Origin of the sequence: uncultured Sphingomonas sp. (assembly GCF_964243315.1) — a bacterium.
Lineage (GTDB): Bacteria > Pseudomonadota > Alphaproteobacteria > Sphingomonadales > Sphingomonadaceae > Sphingomonas.
The window spans coordinates 1-18296 of the sequence record NZ_CAXTEM010000015.1 but is presented as its reverse complement, the minus strand read 5'-3'; the positions used below and the strand labels follow the sequence as shown (position 1 = coordinate 18296).

Below are 18296 nucleotides of genomic sequence, written 5' to 3'. Positions count from 1 at the left end.
TCGGGTTCGACTCTCCAGGACTTTCGCCATGACCACCCACACGACCCGTATGCTCATCCTCGGTTCCGGCCCGGCCGGCCTGTCCGCCGCGATCTACGGCGCGCGGGCGGGGATGGCGCCGATCGTGGTGCAGGGCATCCAGCCGGGCGGGCAGCTGACCACGACCACCGATGTCGAGAATTATCCCGGGTTCAAGGACGTGATCCAGGGCCCGTGGCTGATGGAGCAGATGCAGGCGCAGGCCGAGCATGTCGGCACCCGGCTGATGTGGGACACGATCGTCGAGGTCGACCTCGCCCGCCGCCCGTTCCGCCTGATCGGCGACGGCGGGGACGTCTATGAGGGCGACGTGCTGGTGATCGCCACGGGCGCGCAGGCCAAGTGGCTCGGGATCGACAGCGAGGAGCCGATGAAGGGCAAGGGCGTCAGTGCCTGCGCGACCTGCGACGGCTTCTTCTACCGCGGCAAGAAGGTCGCGGTGATCGGTGGCGGCAACACCGCGGTCGAGGAGGCGCTGTACCTCACCAACCATAGCCCCGATGTGACGCTGATCCACCGTCGCGACAGCTTGCGCGCGGAGAAGATCCTCCAGGAGCGGCTGTTCGCGCACAAGGGCATTACCGTGCTCTGGAACAAGGAGGTACGCACCTTCGTCGATGGCGGTGGCACCGCCGGGCTGGTGGCGTTGGAGCTGGAGGACACCGTCACCGGTGAGCATTCGCGGCTGGCGACCGACGGCGGTTTCGTCGCGATCGGGCATCATCCTGCGACCGAACTGTTCCGCGGGCATCTCGATCTCGACGACGACGGCTACATCAAGGTCGAGACCGGATCGACGCGTACCAGCGTGGAGGGCGTGTTCGCGTGCGGCGACGTGCAGGACAAGATCTACCGCCAGGCGGTGACCGCCGCTGGAACGGGCTGCATGGCTGCCTTGGACGCGGAACGCTTCCTTGCCGCCGCCGAGTTCGCGGAGCTGGCGGAAGCGGCGGAGTAAGCGCGGTCGTCGCGAATCAAGTGCGAGATTGGGTTTGGTCCGGGGCGGCCCCCGCCGATGCCACAGCGTCCCAGATGACTCGCCGCAACGCCGCAGCGTCGCCCGCCCGAGCGAAGCTGTGCGAGTCCGTCGGTATAGCGTGTTTGTTGAAGGCGCGGCCGGCTCGGCGCGCTGCATCGGCGAAGGCGATCGCGGTCGCGTCGCCCTCCGCCACGACGATCTGCGCGTCGCCGCCCCATGATGCGATTGCTTCGATCACCTTGGTCGCGAGCGGCTCATGCGGCGTGGCCCATATCTTCGCCAAGCCACGGCGAAGCTTCGACAAATCGATCTCGCCTCGGATCAACCGCCGCCATTCGGAGGGCCGGCGCAAGCGTTCGATATAGCGTCGCCGGATCGCCGCGGCGGGCGGCAGATCGTCGGTAGCTTCGACCACCCAAGGATTCGCGAGCACCACCCGATCGATCCCGGCACCGCGCCCGAACAGCGCGAGCGTGCTTGCGGCGTCGCAATTGCCGAACCCCACCATGCGCGTGACCTGCGGCATCGCCTCGCGGAAGGCGACCGCGGCGGCGTGGAGGTCGGCGCGAGCGCTTCGAAAGCCGCCGTTGATCCCTGTCGAGTCGCCGATCCCGCGCCGATCATAGCGGAATACCGGAACGCCCAAGGCCGCTAACTCGCCAGCCAGCGAGGCCATGCCGCGATGCGCGCCGCAGCGGATCTCGTTGCCGCCCGACACGATCAGCAAGCCGCAGCGGCCCGGCGCAGGATCGAGCGTCGCCATCATCGTATCGCCCTGGCAGGCGATCGGTACTATCCGGCGCAGGACGTGATCCATTCTGCGATATCGGCTACAAGCTGTTGAACCAGAACGGAATCCTCGCCGGGCTCGCTACGTCGCCACAGTGGGGCGGCGTCGATCTTGCGATCGGCGGGGCGGGGATCGCTCGACAGCCGGACGACGCGCAACCGGGGATCGTCCTCGGTCGTGACCGGCACCGCCCCGGCGAGTTCGGCGAGGAACCGGCGTGAGATCAGGTTGCCGGCGATCTCGACCGGATCGTCCGTCCCGGCCCGCGAAGCCATCCTACCGAGTTCACGAACGACGTCGCCGCCCGTGATCGGCGCGAGATGCCAGCGCCCTGCCACCAGCGGCAAGGTATCGAGCAGGCAACCGCTGCGGAAGGCGACCACGAAAGAGCGCCGCTTGGCCCAGACATGCTCCACCGCCGCTTCGAACGCCGACCGAAGATCGAACAACGAGAGGTCACGCGTCGCGACGACGCTCTCGCCGGTCCCGGGCAGATCGGGCAGCGCCCCCGCGATCCCGCGGTCGGCAAGCGCGTGGAGCAGCGCAGCCGCGAAGGTCCGCGTGCGGTTGGCCTCTTCGAACAGGGGCAGCGCAAGAACGACGACCGGCCCGTCATCGGACCCGAACCGCAGGATCGCCTCGCGACCGCCGGACCACGCATAACTGTCGATGCGCGGGGCGGTGGTCACGGCATCGCCTAGACGAGCGCCTTGCGGACCGCGAACGCGACCAGCGCGCCGAAGGTCTCGAGCATCTCGCCATCGACCTCGTCATCCTCGATCAAGATGCCGAGCCGGTCCTCGATCTCGGTCAGCACCCCCGCCACCGCCATCGAATCGAGTTCGGGCAGCGCGCCGAACAGCGGGGTGTCGGGGGTGAAGGTCGCGGCGCGATCGGGCGAAATGCCGAGGACATCGACGAGCACCGCGCGCACCGTGGCTTCGACTTGTTTGGAACCTTCGGGAAGCAATGCGTCGGCCCTGATCGTTGACGGGGTTGCGCTGCGTTAAAGGGGAAGGGTGATTTCGGCAACGCCCCCGCGCTATGGAGGCATCATGGCGCTGCCCGATCCCATTCCGAAGCCGATCGATCATGTCCTGCGCGGCGCGCCCGATGCGCTCGCGCTGCTCGATCGTGCGGGTAGCTGGACCTACGCCGAACTCGAGCGGGCGGTCGCGTCGGTCGCGGGGTGGCTCGGACGGCAGGGTCTCGCGCCGGGGGACCGGGTAGCGACATGGCTACCGAAGACGCGGCTCGCCTGCGTCATGCCGCTGGCGGCCCCGCGTGCCGGGCTGGTCCATGTACCGGTCAACCCGCTGCTCCGCCGTGCGCAGGTCGCGCACATCCTCGCCGATAGTGGTGCCGGGTTGCTCCTGACGCAGCCCGCGCGCACCGCGACCCTGGAGGACGACGACGTGCCGGCATCGTGCCGCGTGATCGACGAGGCGGAAATCGCGTTCGACGGCGACGGCCCGGGCCCGTCGCAGGCCGATCCCGCTGCGCTCGCCGCGATCCTCTACACCTCGGGCTCGACCGGGCGCGCCAAGGGGGTGATGCTGAGCCACGCCAATCTGTGGCTCGGTGCGGTCTCGGTGGCGCATTACCTGCGTCTCGCGCCCGCCGATCGCGTGCTCGCGGTGCTGCCGCTGTCGTTCGATTATGGGCAGAACCAACTGCTCTCGACCTGGGCGGCGGGCGGCATGGTCGCGCCGCTCGATTACCTCACCGCGCGCGACGTCGTCCGTGCGGTGGAGCGGACCGAGGCGACCACGCTCGCAGGCGTGCCGCCCCTGTGGGTCCAGTTGCTCGAGGCGGACTGGCCAGCCGAGACCGCAGCGCGGCTCGTCCGCCTGACGAACTCGGGCGGCGCATTGACGCCGCGGCTGGTGCGCGGGCTGCGCGAGCGGTTCGCAAGCGCCGAGATCGTCGCGATGTACGGGCTGACCGAGGCGTTCCGGTCGACCTTCCTCGATCCCGCGCTGATCGACGCTAACCCCGACGCGATCGGGCGGGCAATCCCGTTCGCCGCGGTGATGGTGGTGCGCTCCGACGGTTCTCGCGCGGCCTCCGGCGAGCCGGGCGAACTCGTCCATGCCGGGCCGCTCGTCGCGCAAGGCTACTGGCGCGACGCCGAACGCACCGCCGCGCGCTTCCGCCCGGCGCCCGCCTTCGCCGAGCATCGCGGCATGGCGGTCTGGTCCGGCGATACCGTGGTCGAGGGCGAGGACGGCCTGTTCCGCTTCGTCGGCCGCGACGACGAGATGATCAAGGTCGCGGGCAACCGCATCAGCCCCGGCGAGATCGAGGAAGCCGTGCTTCAAGGCGGGGAAGCGCGCGAGGCGGTCGCGATCGGTGTGCCTGACGCGCGCAACGGGCAGGCGATCACGGTCGTGCTCGCGGGCGACCCTGCGCAGGAGGAGGAGCTTAGAACGCGGCTGCGGGCAGCGTTGCCCTCGTTCATGCAGCCGGCGACGTATCTCTGGCGCGAGACGCTGCCGCGCAATGCCAACGGCAAGCTCGACCGGGCGACACTGCGCGCCGACATCTTGAGCAGGGTGACGTCATGAAGCCGATGGGTGCCTTGCCCCCCGAGTTCGCCGACCAGCGCGGCATGCTGACGATCGCGGGCCGGCCGGCCGAGGACTGGGCAGCCGACGCGGGCGACACCCCGTTCTTCGTCTACGACGTCGCGATCGTCGCCGCGCGGGTGGCGCGGTTCCGGAGCGCCTTTCCGGGCATCGACCTGCACTATGCGATCAAGGCCAATCCGCTGCCAGCTCTGCTCGCCGCGATCGCGCCGCTGGTCGACGGCCTCGACATCGCCTCGGCAGGCGAGCTCCACCGCGCGATCGCGGTCAAGCCGGCAGCGGCGATCAGCTTCGCCGGGCCGGGCAAGCGCGACGACGAACTCACCGTTGCGATCGGCAGCGGCGTCACGCTCAATGTGGAGTCGGAGGGCGAAGCGGGCAGGGCGATCGGGATTGGGGAACGGCTGGCGATCCGGCCGCGGCTCGCGGTGCGCGTCAATCCGGACATCGAACTTCGCGGATCGGGCATGCGGATGGGTGGGCGCCCGTCGCCCTTTGGCGTCGACGCGGTGCGCGCGGCGGCGTTGGTGAGGACGATCGTCGCAAGCGGCGCGAACTGGCGCGGCTTCCACATCTATGCGGGCAGTCAGGCGCTCGATGCGCAGGCGATCGCGGAGACTCAGGCAGCGACGATCGCGCTGGCGGCACGGCTCGCGGAGGAGGCAGCCGTATCGCCGCCGCTCGTCAATCTCGGCGGCGGCTTCGGCGTCCCTTACTTCGCGGGCGACAAGAGCCTCGCGGTCGAAGACGTTGGCGATGCATTGCGGAGCGCGCTGGATGCGCGTCCCGCGGTGCTCCGCGACACGCGCTTCGCGATCGAACTCGGCCGCTGGCTGGTCGCGGATGCGGGCGTCTACCTGACCCGCATCGTCGATCGCAAAGAAAGCGGCGGCGAACTGTTCCTCGTGGTGGACGGTGGTCTCAATCACCAGCTCGCCGCCAGTGGTAATTTCGGCACCGTCGTCCGCCGCAACTATCCGCTCGCGCTTGCCCGCGCGGTGGGAGAGGAACCGACCGAGACCGTCTCGGTGGTCGGCCCGCTCTGCACGCCGCTCGACCGGCTGGGCGACCGCATCGCGCTGCCCGCCGGGCGGGTCGGCGACCTCGTCGCGATCTTTCTTGCCGGGGCTTACGGAGCCTCCGCGAGCCCCGCCGACTTCCTCGGTCACCCACCCGCGGCAGAGCTGCTAGCGAACGGTTACTAACGCTATCTTCACCTCTCCCTTGCATAGCTTTTCATGAAGTTTGCGCTCGCCCGGACCCGGCGTGCGCCGGCGCCAGGAGATTTGCATGCGTTCCGGGATCGCCCCTCGTTGCTTGTTGGTGGCCGCGCTCGCCGCCGCGTCGCTCGGCGCCTGCGCCAACGCCAAGGGTCGTAATACGCTACCCCCCGCGGCCTATGTCGCGAGCAAGGAGCAGCCCGGCGAGGAATATGTGATCGGCCCGCTCGATCAGCTCAACATCTTCGTGTGGCGCAATCCCGAACTGTCGTCGAAGGTCCAGGTTCGCCCGGACGGCCGGATCACGACCCCGCTGGTCAACGACATGCCCGCGGTCGGCAAGACCCCCGCGATCCTCGCCGCCGACATGAAGAAGGCGCTCGGCGAATATGTGAAGGACCCGATCGTCTCGGTCATCGTCGAGAATTTCTCGGGCACCTACAGCCAGCAGGTCCGCGTCGTCGGCGCCACCGAAAAGCCCGCCTCGATCCCGTACCGCGCCAACATGACGTTGCTCGACGCGATGATCTCGGTCGGCGGGCTTAGCCAATACGCCGCCGGCAACAAGGCCAAGCTGGTGCGCTACGATCGCGACACCGGCAAGAGCCAGGAATATGGGCTCCAGATCTCGAGTCTGCTCAAGAAGGGCGATTCGAAGGCGAACGTCCGGCTCGAACCCGGCGACGTGATCATCATCCCAGAGTCGATGTTCTAGGACGATCTGGGTGACGGGTCTCTACGACGAAGCGCGGCTCGCGCTGCACGCGGTATGGACGCGGCGCTGGCTCGCGCTCGCGGTCGCCTGGGGCGTCTGCGTGCTCGGCTGGCTGGTGGTGTCGCAGATGCCGAGTCGCTACGAATCGCATGCCCGGGTATTCGTGCAGCTCGGCTCCATCCTGCCCGACAGCGTCGGCCAGCCGGCGACGCCGCCCACGGTCGATGTCGACACCATCCGCCAGACACTGACCTCCGCGGTGAACCTCGAAAAGGTCGTGCGCGGCAGCGATCTCGCCGGCACCGTGTCGAGCGACCGCGACGTCGCCGATCGCGTCGCCGGCCTCGCGCAGAACATCAAGATCGTGTCGCAGCAGGATAACCTGTTCGAGATCACCACCACCGCGGCGAGCCCCGGCCTGGCGCGGTCGATCACCCGCACGCTGATCGACATCTTCGTCGCCGACAACATCGCTGGCGATCGCACCCAGACCAGCACCAGCCTCGGCTTCCTCGACAAGCAACTCGACGGCTTGCAGAAGCAGTTGCAGGACGCCGAGACCAAGCGCGCCGACTTCCAGAACCGCTATCTCGGCTCGTTGCCGGGCACCGGATCGGTTTCCGACCGGATCGGCGCGGCGCGCAACCAGCTGGCGCAGGTCGAGGGCGACCTCGCCGCGGCCCAGTCCAGCCTCGCCGTGGTGCAGGGACAGATGGGCGGCACGCCGCAGTCGGTGCCGGGGCTGGGCGGCGGCGCCGGTGCGGGTCCGGCGCGGGCGCGCTTGACCGCGATCCAAGGCCAGCTCGCGGATGCGCGGGCGCGCGGCTATACCGACAATCATCCCGACGTGATCGCGCTGAAGAGCCAGCTGGCGGCGGCGCAGGTCGCGGCGCGCGGCGAACCGCTGGTCGGCGGTGCGGCGGGGGGATCGGTCAACCCGCTGTATCTGTCGCTGCAATCCATGTCGGCGGAAAAACAGTCCGCGGTCGCCGCGCTGCGGATGCGGCGTGCGCAGCTTCAGGGCGATCTCGACCAGCTCAACGAAAAGCTCGCCGCAGATCCCGAGGCCGCCGCCGAACAGGGCGGGATCGATCGCACCTATCAGGTGCTGAAGACCCAGTACGACCAGCTGCTGACCCAGCGTCAGCAGATCGCGCTGCGCGGCGACGCGCAGACCCAGGGCGACGATCTCCGCTTCAAGGTGATCGACCCGCCGACCGCGCCGCGCGCGCCGAGCGCCCCCAATCGCATGCTGCTGCTGACCGGCGTGCTGATCGTCGGGCTCGCCGCGGGCATCGGCGCGGCGTTCGCGATGGGCCAGTTGCGCGCGACCTTCACCACCGCGACCAAGCTGGAGCGGGCGACCGGCATGCCGGTGATCGGATCGATCGGCGAGGTCGTGACGCGTGCGCAGGCCGATCACCGCACGCGGCGCTTGAAGCATTTCGCGGGTGGGGCAGGGGCGTTGCTAGCGGCCTATGTGCTGTTGCTCGCAGTCGAGATCGTCCAACGCGGTATGGCGGCATGAAGGAGGCGGTCATCACCAGGCCTGCGCACGGTTCCTCGCTGCTCGAACGGGCTGCCGCGGCTTATGATCTCTCGCCGGCCGGGCGCAGGCCAACGCCGGTCGTGACCCCGGACCGCGAGGCCCCGCCGCCCGCGGTGAACGACGACGACGACACCTTCCTCGCAATTCCCGAGGCGCTGCGCGTGCCGGTCGGGCAGGAGCTGCCCGAGGCGTTCTTCACCGGTATCGAGCCGAGCGACGTGGCGACGATCGATCGCGGCATGCTCGCCGAGAACGGGATGATCGTGCCGGGTGCACCGGTGGGTCCGCTCGCCGAGGAGTTCCGGCTGCTCAAGCGCCAGTTGCTGATCACCCGCGAACGGATCGCCCAGGGACCGACGCCGGACAAGGCGCGGACCGTGCTGATCTGCTCGGCAAGGCCGGAGGACGGCAAGACCTTCTGCGCGGTCAATCTCGCGCTGTCGATGGCGGCGGAACGCGACACCGACGTGCTGCTGGTGGATGCCGATGTCGCGAAGCCCGACGTCATGAAGCGGCTCGGGCTCGATGACGGTCCCGGGCTGCTCGATGCGCTCGCCGACACGCGCATCGACGTCGAGACGCTGGTGCGCGAAACCGATATCGCCGGCCTCTCGGTGTTGCCCGCGGGCACCGGCACCGCGACCGATACCGAGCTGCTCGCCAGCGCGCGGACCCGTGCCGTCATCGCGCGCCTGCTCGACTCCAATCCGCGCCGTATCGTGATCTTCGATTCGCCGCCCGCACTCGCGGCGTCGCCCGCGGCAGTGCTGGCGATGCTGGTGGGCCAGACGATGCTGATCGTCCGCGCCGATCGCACGCCCGAGAGCGAACTGCGCGAGGCGGTCGGGCTGCTCGACGGCTGCGAACACATCGCGCTGGCGCTGAACGCCGTCTCGTTCGTCGCCGGCGGGCATCGATTCGGCAGCTATTACGGTGCCGGCGACTGATGCGTGCGTCTCTTCTGTTCCTGCTCTGCGGCGCCACGCTGGCGAGTCCTGCGGCCGCGCAGCGCGCGCCCAGCGGCCGGATCGCGGTCACGCCCTATGTCGAGGTGGGCCAGATCGTCGACGCCGATCTGACCGGCGACGACGTGCTCACCTTCAGCTCGCTTGCGGCGGGGGTCGACGCGGCTGCGGACACCGCGCGGGTCTCGGCGCAAGTCAGCTATCGCTACGAGCGCCGGATCTCCTGGGAAGACCGGATCGGCGACACCGACGTGCATGCCGGGCTCGCGCGGGTCGCCGCGCAGGTGGCGCGCGGCCTCACGATCGAGGCGGGCGGGATCGCGACGCGCACCCGTGCCGACATCCGCGGCGCTGCGCCCGGGGTGATCGTCGGTGACGGGGACAATGTCAGCCAGGTCTACGCGGTCTATGCCGGTCCGCGCTTTACGGGCAACGCCGGCCCGGTCGCGATCGCGGCGAGCTATCAGGCGGCCTATACCAAGGTCGGCACGCCGCGCATCGGCGGGCTCGCGGGCCAGCCGCGGCTCGATCGCTATGACGACAGTGTCGGCCAGGTCGCGGGGATCAGCGCGGGGACCGCGCCCAACACGCTGCTGCCCGTCGGCTTGACGGCCTCGGCCGGATACGAGCGCGAGGATGCCGGGCAGCTGAAGGCGCGATACGAGGGGCTGCGGCTGCGCGGCGACGTGCTCGCGCCCGTCTCGGCCAATGTCGCGCTGGTTGCGGGGGTCGGCTACGAGAAGATCGAGACCAGTCAGAAGGACGCACTGCGCGACACGTCGGGTGCGCCGGTCGTCGACCGCGACGGGCGGTTCGTGACCGACCAGGCCTCACCCCGCCGGATCGCCTACCGCACCGACGGCGTGTATTACGACGCGGGCGTGGTGTGGCGGCCCAACCGCCGCACCGCGGTCGAAGCCAGGGTGGGGCGCCGCTACGGGTCGACGAGCTATACCGGCACGATCGCGTATCAGGCGTCCGCGGGAATCGGCTTCGCGGCCAAGGTCTATGACAGCGTCACCACCTTCGGGCAGCAGCTTCGCGGCGGGCTCGGCAATCTGCCGACCAGCTTCGTCGCGGCGCGCGACAGCTTCACCCAGCAATATAATGGCTGCGTCTACGGGACGACCGGCGCGACGCCGGGTGGGTGCCTCAACAGCGTGTTCCAGTCGATCTCGACCGCCAGCTACCGCGCGCGCGGCGCCGACGCGGTGCTCGCCGCGACGCAGGGCCGCACCAGCTTCGGCGGCGGTGTCGGCTATGCTAACCGCAAGCTCTACGCGCCGGTCGCGACCGCCGGGGCCACGGTGTGGGGTTATGACGACGAGAGCTATTACGGGCAGTTGTTCCTGCGGCGGGCGCTGAGCCTCGACACGGCAATGGATGCGACGCTGTTCGTGAACTATTTCGATCCCGGCCTGGCGGGCGCGCAGGGCGTCGTGTCCTACGGCGCCACCGCGAGCGTCGGCCGCGCGTTCGGCCGGCTGACCACGACCGCGTCGATCGGCGTGTACGCCTTCGACACCGCCGCGGTCGACACCCAGATTTCCGCGCAGGGCCTCGTCGCCGCGCGCTATTCCTTCTAACGTCGGAGCCGAGGCATGTACGACGCACATTATGGATTGAGCGGTCGGCCGTTCCAGCTGACTCCCGATCCGCGATTCTGGTTCGAGACCGCGACCCACCGCAAGGCGATGGCGTATCTAGGCTACGGCCTCGCGCAGGGGGAGGGCTTCATCGTCGTCACCGGCGATATCGGCGCGGGCAAGACGACGCTGGTCGGGCATCTGCTCGACACGATCGACGAACAGATGATCAAGATCGTCCATCTCGTCTCGAGCGCGATCGAGGCCGATGATCTGTTGCGGATCGTCGCGACCGCGCTCGGGGTCGATCCGGCGGCGCTGACCAAGGCGCAACTGCTGGCCGTGATCGAACGCGGGCTCCACTCGGTCGCAAGGACCGGGCGGCGCACGCTGCTGATCGTCGACGAGGGGCAGGCGTTGTCGGTGTCGGCGCTGGAGGAGTTGCGCATGCTCTCCAACTTCCAGGCGCCGGGCGGGCAGGCGCTGCTCCAGATCCTGCTGCTCGGCCAGCCGGAGTTCCGCGACCGGCTCCACGGCTCGGAGCGGCTGGAACAGCTGCGGCAGCGGATCATCGCGATCCACCACCTCGAACCGATGGCCGAATCGGAAGTCGCCGATTATGTCGCGCACCGCCTGGCGGTGGTCGGATGGCAGGGTCGCCCGGATTTCACGACAGACGCCTTCGAGGCGATGTTTCGCGGGTCGGGGGGCGTGCCGCGGCGGCTTAACATGCTGGCCGGGCGCGTGATGCTCCAAGCCGCGATCGAGGGTCGCGAGTTGATCGATGCCGACACCGTCGCGGCGGTGCTGGGCGATCTCCACGCCGACCTGCCGGTGGCGGGCCTCACCCCGAGCGAGGAGTTCGACGCCGCCCCGAGGCCGATCGAGGCGGACCGGCTTGCCGAACTGGAGGCGCGGATCGAGGAACAGGATGCGGCTCTGAGGCGCGTGCTGAACCTGCTGGTCGGCTGGGTGGAACATGATCGACGGAGCGCGGTGGCGTGGACCGATGCGGCCTGAGTTCATCGGCAAAGCGAGCATCGTCAACGGCTTGTCGGTCGATGTCGAGGAATGGTTTCAGGTCGGCGCGTTCGAGAACGTGATCGACAAGGCCGATTGGCCGACCCTGGAGAGCCGGGTCGAGACCAACACCGCGATGGTCCTGGACCTGTTCGCCGAAGCCGATGTGAAGGCGACGTTTTTTACGCTCGGTTGGGTCGCGGCGCGGCATCCCGCGCTCGTTCGTCGCATCGCCGATGCCGGGCACGAGATCGCTAGCCACGGCTGGGATCACCGGCGCGTCTTCACCATGGACGCCACGACCTTTCGTGCCGACCTGTTGCGCACCAAGACAGCGCTGGAAGACGCCGGCGGCACCGCCGTCACCGGCTATCGCGCACCCAGCTTCTCCATAGACCAGCGCACTCCCTGGGCTCATCGGATGCTCGCCGAAGAGGGGTATCGTTATTCCTCCAGCGTCGCACCGGTCCGCCACGATCATTATGGCTGGCGCACCGCGCCGCGGTTCGCGTTCAACCCGGTGGCCGGTAGCGAGATGATCGAGTTGCCGGTGACGGTCGCCGAATTCGGTAGACGCCGCCTTGCGACGGGTGGTGGGTTCTTCCGGCTGCTGCCGGCGCAACTCACCGACTTCGCGGTTCGCCAAGTCAATGCGCAGGGGCAGCCGGCGATCTTCTACTTCCACCCGTGGGAGGTGGATGCCGGGCAGCCGCGGGTTCATGATGCGCCGATGCGATCTCGGCTGCGCCACTACGCGCGGTTGGGCGCGATGGCGGGCAAGTTGCGCGGACTGGTGAAGCGGCACGCCTGGGGGCGGATCGATTCGATCATCGTGCCGGTCGTGTCATGACGATGATCGATGTCCATGCGCCGGTCGGCATTCGCGAGGCCGATCGGACGGACCATGCGCGGATCGACGCCTTCGTTCGCGCGCAGCCCGATGCGACGCCGTTCCATCTGCCGGCGTGGAGCGAGGCGGTCGCTGTCGGCTGTCGGCAGCGTTCGCGCTACCTGATCGCCGAACGAGCCGATAGCCAGATCACGGGCGTGTTGCCGCTGACCGACGTCCGCTCGCCCTTGTTCGGCCGCGCGCTGGTCTCGGCGGGGTTCGGCGTCGATGGCGGCGTGCTTGGAGGCGCGGTGGAGGCGCTCGCGTCGGGAGCGGTCGATCTCGCGAGCCGGATCGGAACCTCGTCGGTCGAGTTGCGGGGTGGGCCGGTGCCCGCGGGATGGGCGCAAGACGCCGCAACTTATCTAGCGTTCGCCAAACCCTTAGCTGCCGATGATGAGACCGAGTTGAAGGCCATTCCGCGCAAGCAGCGCGCCGAAGTTCGACGCGCGCAGGGTCTCGGCCTGACCGTTTCGGTCGGGCGGAGTGCACAGGATGTAGCCGCTCACTACAGCGTCTATGCCGAGTCCGTTCGCAACCTTGGGACGCCGGTGTTTCCGAAAGCGCTGTTCGGGCAGGTCATCGACACGATGGATGCCGACATTCTCACGGTGTCGTCAGAGGGTGATCCGGTCGCCAGCGTCCTCAGCCTGTATCTCGGCGGCACGGTCTATCCCTATTGGGGGGGCGGCACCGCAGCATCGCGGGGGATGCGGGCGCATGAACACCTCTACTTCTCGCTGATGCGCCATGCGCGGGAGCGCGGATGCACGCGCTTCGACTTCGGCCGCTCCAAGGCAGGGACGGGCGCGGCCGCGTTCAAGAAGAATTGGGGCTTCGTGCCCGTCCCGCTGACCTATGCGCGCCATAGCAACGGCCCGGCGCGCGTGGTGAACCCGCTGGACCCGAAATATGCGCTGATGGTCACCACCTGGAAGCGGCTGCCGCTCTGGCTTGCCAACCGGCTCGGACCGCCGATCGCGCGGGGGCTGGGGTGAGCGAGCTGCTGTTCCTCGCGCATCGGGTGCCGTTCCCACCAGATCGCGGCGACAAAATACGCGGCTTCAACATCTTGCGGCACCTTGCTGACAAGCATCTTGTGCATCTGGTGGCCTTTGCCGACGACGTCGCCGACCGCGACCCGGCGCCCGAGTTCCGGCAGATGCTCGCCAGTTGCACGGTCATACCGCGAACAAAGGCGAACGCGATGGCAGCGCTGCAGGCGCTCGCCACCGCAAGGCCGGTGTCGCTGACCGCCTTTGCAGACCCGGCCATGCAGGCTGCGATCGCGAAGGTCTGCGCGACCGCCGCCGTCGACCGGATCCATTGCTATTCCGGTCAGATGGCGCAGTATCTACCTCGTAACGTGCCCGTCATCATGGACTTCGCCGACGTGGATTCGATGAAGTTCGAACAGCTTGCGGTCAGCGCGCGCTATCCGATCTCATGGTTGCTCCGTCGCGAGGCCAGGCTGTTGGGCTCGTTCGAACGTGCCGTCGCAGCACGGGTGAGCGCCAGCCTTTTCGTTACCGACGCGGAGGCCCGGCTGTTCCGCGAAGGGGGCGCGACCGGTGAAATACTGGCAGTGGAGAACGGGATCGATGCCGGCTTCTTCGATCCCGCTGCCGACTCTGCGCCGGTCGACACACCGGGCCCGCTGATCGTCTTCACGGGGCAGATGAACTATCGACCCAATGTCGACGCCGCGGCGTGGTTCGTGGGTAACGTCCTGCCCGATTTGCGGGCCAGGTATCCGACGTTGCGCTTTGCGATCGTCGGTCGCTCGCCGACGGCCGCGGTAAGGGCGCTGTCGGGAGACGGCGTGATCGTCACCGGGGCGGTTCCCGATGTGCGCGGCTGGTTGGCGGCAGCCTCAGTGTGCGTCGCCCCGCTTCAGATCGCGCGTGGAGTGCAGAACAAGGTGCTCGAGGCGATGGCAATGGCGCGCCCGGTGGTCGCGTCTGCCGCCGCCGCGGAGGGGATCGATCATGCCGGTACGATCCGGGTGGCCGCCGACGCGGAGGCGCAGGTGGCGATGATCGGCGCGCTGCTCGCCGATCCCGGGGGGGCTGCAAGGCTCGGTGTCGCGGCTCGGGAGCAGGTCGTGTCGCGCTATGCCTGGCCGGCGCGCCTTGCCGCGCTCGATGCGCTGATGGCGTGACCAGCCTGGCCCGGCCAAGCTGGCAAGCCGCCGTTCGTGCGAGCGCGTGGCAGCGTCACGGCGGGGCGCTGGCGATCGTCTTCGTTGGTATTCTGATGCTGTTCGCCACGGATGCGCTGCAACTGGCAGTGATGTGGTGGACGAGTGGCGCCTATGGCCATTGCCTGTTGATCGCGCCTCTGGTCGCGTGGCTGGTCTGGACGCGTCGCTCGCTGCTGGCGCGGCTAGAGCCTGTCGGCTGGTGGCCGGGTCTCGCGCTGGTGACCGGCGGTGGCGTGGCTTGGCTGATGGGCGATGCGGGTGGCGTGACCTTCGCGCGGCAATGGGGGCTGGTGCTGATGCTCCAGGGCGCGGTGGTAACGATACTCGGTGCGCAGGTCACACGGGGGCTGTTGTTTCCCCTCGCCTATGCCTCGTTCGCCGTCCCGGCCGGCGCGAGCCTGGAGCCGTTGCTGCAGCGGGTGACGGTCGCGTTGGTGATGCCGCTGCTCGCGATCGCACGCGTTCCCGCCAGTGTCGATGGCGTGATGATCCACGCCGGGCCTTATCTTTTCGAGGTTGCCGAGGCGTGCTCGGGGGCGAAGTTCGTGCTGGCGATGATCGCGTTTTCGACGCTGGTCGCGCATCTCTGCTTCACGTCGTGGCGCCGGCGTGCCTGCTTCATGGCGGCGTCGATCGTGGTTCCGGTCCTCGCCAACGGGGTGCGCGCGTTCGCGACGATCTATGCCGCGCAGGTGACGTCGATCGGCACGGCGACCGGGTTCGACCACATCGTGTTCGGCTGGATCTTCTTCGCGCTGGTCTCGGCGATGCTGCTCGCGATGGGGTGGCGCTGGTTCGATCGGCACCCAACCGACCCCGGCTATGACCCCGCACAGTTCAGACCGGTTCGCTCCGGCCGCGTCGACCTTTTCACGGCGGTCGTGCTCGTCCTGACTGTCGCGGGATTGTTCGCGGCTTGGAGCGTCGCGACGGCGAGTGGCGGCGAAGGTCTTCCCGCGCGTATCGAGCTGCCGACCGTAAAAGGCTGGAAACGCGTTGCTATCGAACGTCGCCGGCCATGGCAGCCCTGGCATCCTGGTGCCGATCATTATGTGTTCGGCCGCTACGCCTCGACCGCGGGCGATCAGGTCGACGTCGCGATCGCGGTCTATGCGCGCCAACGCGAGGGTGCCAAGCTTGGGGCATTCGGAACCGGAGTCTTGCGCGAGGACGGCCCGTGGCTGCGGGTCGCGGATTTGTTGCCGATCGCGGACGGGGAGGCGGTGCGGATCGCAGCACCCGGGCCGGTCAGCCGGATCGTGGCGAGTTGGTATCGAGTAGGCGACATCCTTACCGGCGACCTGCGCCGGGTGAAGCTCGAGACGATGCGCGCGAGGCTGATCGGCGGGCCACAGAGCGCCGTGGCGATCCATCTTTCCGCGACCTCGACGCCCGGCCACGATCCGCGCGTCGCGATCGATCACATGCTGACCAGTCTCGGTCCGCTAGCTGATCTGGCGGACCGGTCCGCGGGGCGGCTACCGGCTTCGGGTGAGAGTGCCGCCGACCCAGCGCTCGAACAGCTCCGGCCATAAGGAGCCCGGCAGCGTCCGCGGCAGCCGGGTGCCGAAGCCGTGGCCACCCTTTTCGAGGATGTGCGCCTCGACCGGGATACCGGCCGCGCGCGCGGCGGCGAGCATATCGAGGCTGTTCAGCACCGGCACCACATCGTCGTCCTCGGCATGGACGAGGAATAGCGGCGGGGTGGAGGCGGTAAGCCGGCGGTCGATGGCGTAGCGCCGCTCCATCGCCCGATCGGGATTGGGGCCGAGTAGATTGGCGCGAGATCCACCGTGGCTGCGGCCCGGATCGACGTTGGACACCGCATACATCAAGCCGCTGAAGACCGGGCGTGCCGACTGGCGATCGGCGAGGTCGACCGGCCTGTAGACCTCGGTCGCGTGCAGCGCGGTAAGCGACGCCGCCAGATGACCGCCCGCGGAAAAGCCGAGTACGCCGAGCTTGGCAGGGTCGATCGCGAAGCGACGCGCCTCGGCGCGGATCAGGCGCATCGCACGCTGGGCATCCTGCAGCGGCACGTTGGCGCGATCGGCCCAGCCTTCCGCGGGCAGCCGATAATTGAGCACGAAACAGGTGATCCCGCGGGCGTTGAGCGCGCGGGCCACGTCGATGCCCTCGCCGCGCAACGACACGAAGGAATAGCCGCCGCCGGGGATGACCAGCACCGCGCGTCCGTCGGGACGCGGAGCGCGGAAGATGCCGAGATCGGGGCGGCTGGTGCCGCGCATCCAGATGTCGCGATACTCGCCGGGTCGTCCTGTGATCTCGGGCGCCAACCGCGGCATCGTCGCACCCGCGCCCGGCGGTAGTCCCGGCCACAGAGCGATCGCCTCGGCCGGGGGCCAGCGCGGGATGGCGAGCGGCGAAGGCGTCGTTTGCGCGGCGAACGCCGGTGCCGCAGTGGCACCGAGCGACAGCGCGAGCATTTCACGTCGTGCGATATCGATCATGCGGCGGCTCATAATCGGTCCCGCAGCGCCGCGAAACAATGCATGTCACGTCACCGCAGCTTGGCGATCGCGAGCCCGTCCTCCTTCGCGCGATCCTTGGTCGATTCCTCGCTGCGTTTCAGCGCCTTGGCGATCGCCTTCAGCGCCATGCCCTTCTTGGCGAGCAGGTGCAGTTTCTGGATCTCGTCCTGGGTCCAGGGCTGGCGATGGCGTTCGAAGACTTCACCCTTGGCCATCAGAACACCGCCATCGCGGCATGGAGCGTCAGCGCGACGAGCGCGAGCGAGGAGGCGAGGAACAGCATGAAACGTGGCCCTACCTTGTTGACGGTGGCCTGTACCAGCGAATGTAGCACCCGCAGCGCGACATAGGCCCAGGCGATCCATGCATTGACGCCGTCGCCGGTGCCGCTGAGCGCGAGGACCGCGCACACCGCGTAGAACAGCGTCGGCTGCTCCATCAGGTGATTGTAGTTGTGGGCTTTCCACTGCACCTGTGCGGGCAGTGCGCGATCCGCGTCGGCCGCCTTGGAGCCGACCAGCGTACCGAGATCCGCGCCCGCCGCCTTCATCGCGGGCAGGCGCGTGACCAGCATCCACACGAGCATGACCAGCGTCCACGCGATCAGCGCGACCATCGGCCGCAGTATCTCGCTATGCATCGTTCGTGCCTCCCCCGGTTTGCACCTGAGGCTGCATCATGGGGGAGGGTAGCGCAAGACCGGTGGGTCTCGTGGTCGGAGGGGGGCAGGGCGCGAATCGTAGTTCCGCCTGCCCCCATCCGTCTCCTCTCCGACTTACTTGTCGAAGATCGCGCCCCAGCGGCGCTTGACGCGGTCCTTCCAGTGACCGCGGTGATAGGCGTCGGACGCGAGCAGCGGCATCACGCTGCCGGCTTCGGCGAACACCATCTGCTCGATGCCGGTGTTGACCTTGCCCCAGCTCGCCGCCTCTTGCAGGGTGGACGACGAGCAGGCGCCGTCGCGAACGTCGGCGACGGTGATCTGTACCGCGTACTTGTGCACCTGGACGTCGTCATGACCGAGGATCTCGGCGCAGACGACGGTGTCCTGGATGAAGTTCTTCGGCACGCCGCCGCCGATCATCAGCAGGCCGGTGGTGCCCGCCTTGATCTTGATGTCGGTGAGCTCGCGGAAGTCCGCGATCGCATCGAGGACCATGTACGGCTTGCCCGCCTTCATGCTGTCGACCTGGTGCTTGACCAGCCCGAAGCCGGCCGAGCTGTCGACGAACGCCGGGCAGAAGATCGGCACGTCATGCTC

General features: G+C 68.6%; 19 protein-coding genes. 12 read left to right on the top strand and 7 right to left on the bottom strand.

All coding sequences use genetic code 11. The features are described 5' to 3' along the window. Positions 1 to 28: 28 nt before the first annotated feature. The gene (trxB, locus tag ACFE77_RS06935) at positions 29 to 997 is read left to right on the top strand and encodes a thioredoxin-disulfide reductase (protein WP_375420903.1); all 969 of its coding nucleotides are present in this window, start codon (positions 29 to 31) and stop codon (positions 995 to 997) included. Positions 998 to 1013: 16 nt separating this feature from the next. On the opposite strand, the gene ACFE77_RS06930 is transcribed toward trxB, so the two are convergent. From ACFE77_RS06930 to ACFE77_RS06920, 3 genes are read right to left on the bottom strand one after another with little or no spacing between them, the layout of a single operon-like run. Then, positions 1014 to 1835, bottom strand: coding sequence for a hydrolase 1, exosortase A system-associated (locus tag ACFE77_RS06930; RefSeq protein ID WP_375420902.1), 822 nt, complete (start codon positions 1833 to 1835; stop codon positions 1014 to 1016). After that, entirely contained in the window at positions 1811 to 2497 is a 687-nt protein-coding gene (locus ACFE77_RS06925; protein WP_375420901.1) for a hypothetical protein, read from the bottom strand. The genes ACFE77_RS06930 and ACFE77_RS06925 overlap by 25 nt, the downstream gene beginning before the upstream one ends. 8 nt (positions 2498 to 2505) lie before the next feature. Next, positions 2506 to 2778: an acyl carrier protein gene (locus ACFE77_RS06920; protein WP_375420900.1), complete on the bottom strand. Its 273-nt coding sequence runs from the start codon at positions 2776 to 2778 to the stop codon at positions 2506 to 2508. Positions 2779 to 2863: 85 nt separating this feature from the next. Here ACFE77_RS06920 and ACFE77_RS06915 point away from each other — a divergent pair, with 85 nt between their 5' ends. From ACFE77_RS06915 to xrtA, 11 genes are all read left to right on the top strand, one after another. Beyond that, positions 2864 to 4375: an AMP-binding protein gene (locus ACFE77_RS06915; RefSeq protein ID WP_375420899.1), complete on the top strand. Its 1512-nt coding sequence runs from the start codon at positions 2864 to 2866 to the stop codon at positions 4373 to 4375. Further along, positions 4372 to 5601 carry a pyridoxal-dependent decarboxylase, exosortase A system-associated gene (locus tag ACFE77_RS06910; protein WP_375420898.1) on the top strand — a complete coding sequence of 410 codons (1230 nt, stop codon included), beginning with the start codon at positions 4372 to 4374 and terminating at the stop codon, positions 5599 to 5601. Before ACFE77_RS06915 ends, ACFE77_RS06910 begins: the two co-directional genes overlap by 4 nt. An 85-nt stretch (positions 5602 to 5686) precedes the next feature. Further along, entirely contained in the window at positions 5687 to 6331 is a 645-nt protein-coding gene (locus ACFE77_RS06905) for an XrtA/PEP-CTERM system exopolysaccharide export protein (protein WP_375420897.1), read from the top strand. 10 nt (positions 6332 to 6341) lie between these two features. Further along, on the top strand, positions 6342 to 7859 hold the full coding sequence (locus ACFE77_RS06900) for an XrtA system polysaccharide chain length determinant (protein ID WP_375420896.1): 1518 nt from the start codon (positions 6342 to 6344) through the stop codon (positions 7857 to 7859). Further along, positions 7856 to 8827: an AAA family ATPase gene (locus ACFE77_RS06895; RefSeq protein WP_375420895.1), complete on the top strand. Its 972-nt coding sequence runs from the start codon at positions 7856 to 7858 to the stop codon at positions 8825 to 8827. Before ACFE77_RS06900 ends, ACFE77_RS06895 begins: the two co-directional genes overlap by 4 nt. Further along, positions 8827 to 10431, top strand: coding sequence for a hypothetical protein (locus tag ACFE77_RS06890; RefSeq protein WP_375420894.1), 1605 nt, complete (start codon positions 8827 to 8829; stop codon positions 10429 to 10431). Before ACFE77_RS06895 ends, ACFE77_RS06890 begins: the two co-directional genes overlap by 1 nt. A 15-nt stretch (positions 10432 to 10446) precedes the next feature. Then, complete coding sequence (locus ACFE77_RS06885) at positions 10447 to 11451, top strand: ExeA family protein (protein WP_375420893.1); 1005 nt, start codon at positions 10447 to 10449, stop codon at positions 11449 to 11451. Continuing rightward, entirely contained in the window at positions 11441 to 12301 is an 861-nt protein-coding gene (locus ACFE77_RS06880; RefSeq protein ID WP_375420892.1) for an XrtA system polysaccharide deacetylase, read from the top strand. The genes ACFE77_RS06885 and ACFE77_RS06880 overlap by 11 nt, the downstream gene beginning before the upstream one ends. After that, complete coding sequence (locus ACFE77_RS06875; protein ID WP_375420891.1) at positions 12298 to 13338, top strand: FemAB family XrtA/PEP-CTERM system-associated protein; 1041 nt, start codon at positions 12298 to 12300, stop codon at positions 13336 to 13338. Before ACFE77_RS06880 ends, ACFE77_RS06875 begins: the two co-directional genes overlap by 4 nt. Further along, a complete protein-coding gene (locus ACFE77_RS06870; protein WP_375420890.1) occupies positions 13335 to 14501 on the top strand; it encodes a TIGR03087 family PEP-CTERM/XrtA system glycosyltransferase in 1167 nt (388 codons plus the stop codon). The genes ACFE77_RS06875 and ACFE77_RS06870 overlap by 4 nt, the downstream gene beginning before the upstream one ends. Continuing rightward, positions 14498 to 16078, top strand: a complete 1581-nt coding sequence (xrtA, locus tag ACFE77_RS06865) for an exosortase A (RefSeq protein ID WP_375420889.1) — start codon at positions 14498 to 14500, stop codon at positions 16076 to 16078. Before ACFE77_RS06870 ends, xrtA begins: the two co-directional genes overlap by 4 nt. On the opposite strand, the gene ACFE77_RS06860 is transcribed toward xrtA, so the two are convergent. The 4 genes from ACFE77_RS06860 to ACFE77_RS06845 all read right to left on the bottom strand — a co-directional run. Next, entirely contained in the window at positions 16022 to 17014 is a 993-nt protein-coding gene (locus ACFE77_RS06860) for an alpha/beta hydrolase (protein WP_375420888.1), read from the bottom strand. The two genes, xrtA and ACFE77_RS06860, sit on opposite strands and share 57 nt — an antisense overlap. Positions 17015 to 17064: 50 nt before the next feature. Continuing rightward, positions 17065 to 17250, bottom strand: a complete 186-nt coding sequence (locus ACFE77_RS06855) for a hypothetical protein (protein ID WP_375420887.1) — start codon at positions 17248 to 17250, stop codon at positions 17065 to 17067. Beyond that, complete coding sequence (locus ACFE77_RS06850; RefSeq protein WP_375420886.1) at positions 17250 to 17675, bottom strand: MAPEG family protein; 426 nt, start codon at positions 17673 to 17675, stop codon at positions 17250 to 17252. The genes ACFE77_RS06855 and ACFE77_RS06850 overlap by 1 nt, the downstream gene beginning before the upstream one ends. Before the next feature lie 135 nt (positions 17676 to 17810). Then, on the bottom strand, positions 17811 to 18296 hold a 486-nt coding region (locus ACFE77_RS06845; RefSeq protein WP_375420885.1), incomplete at its 5' end, for a deoxyhypusine synthase family protein.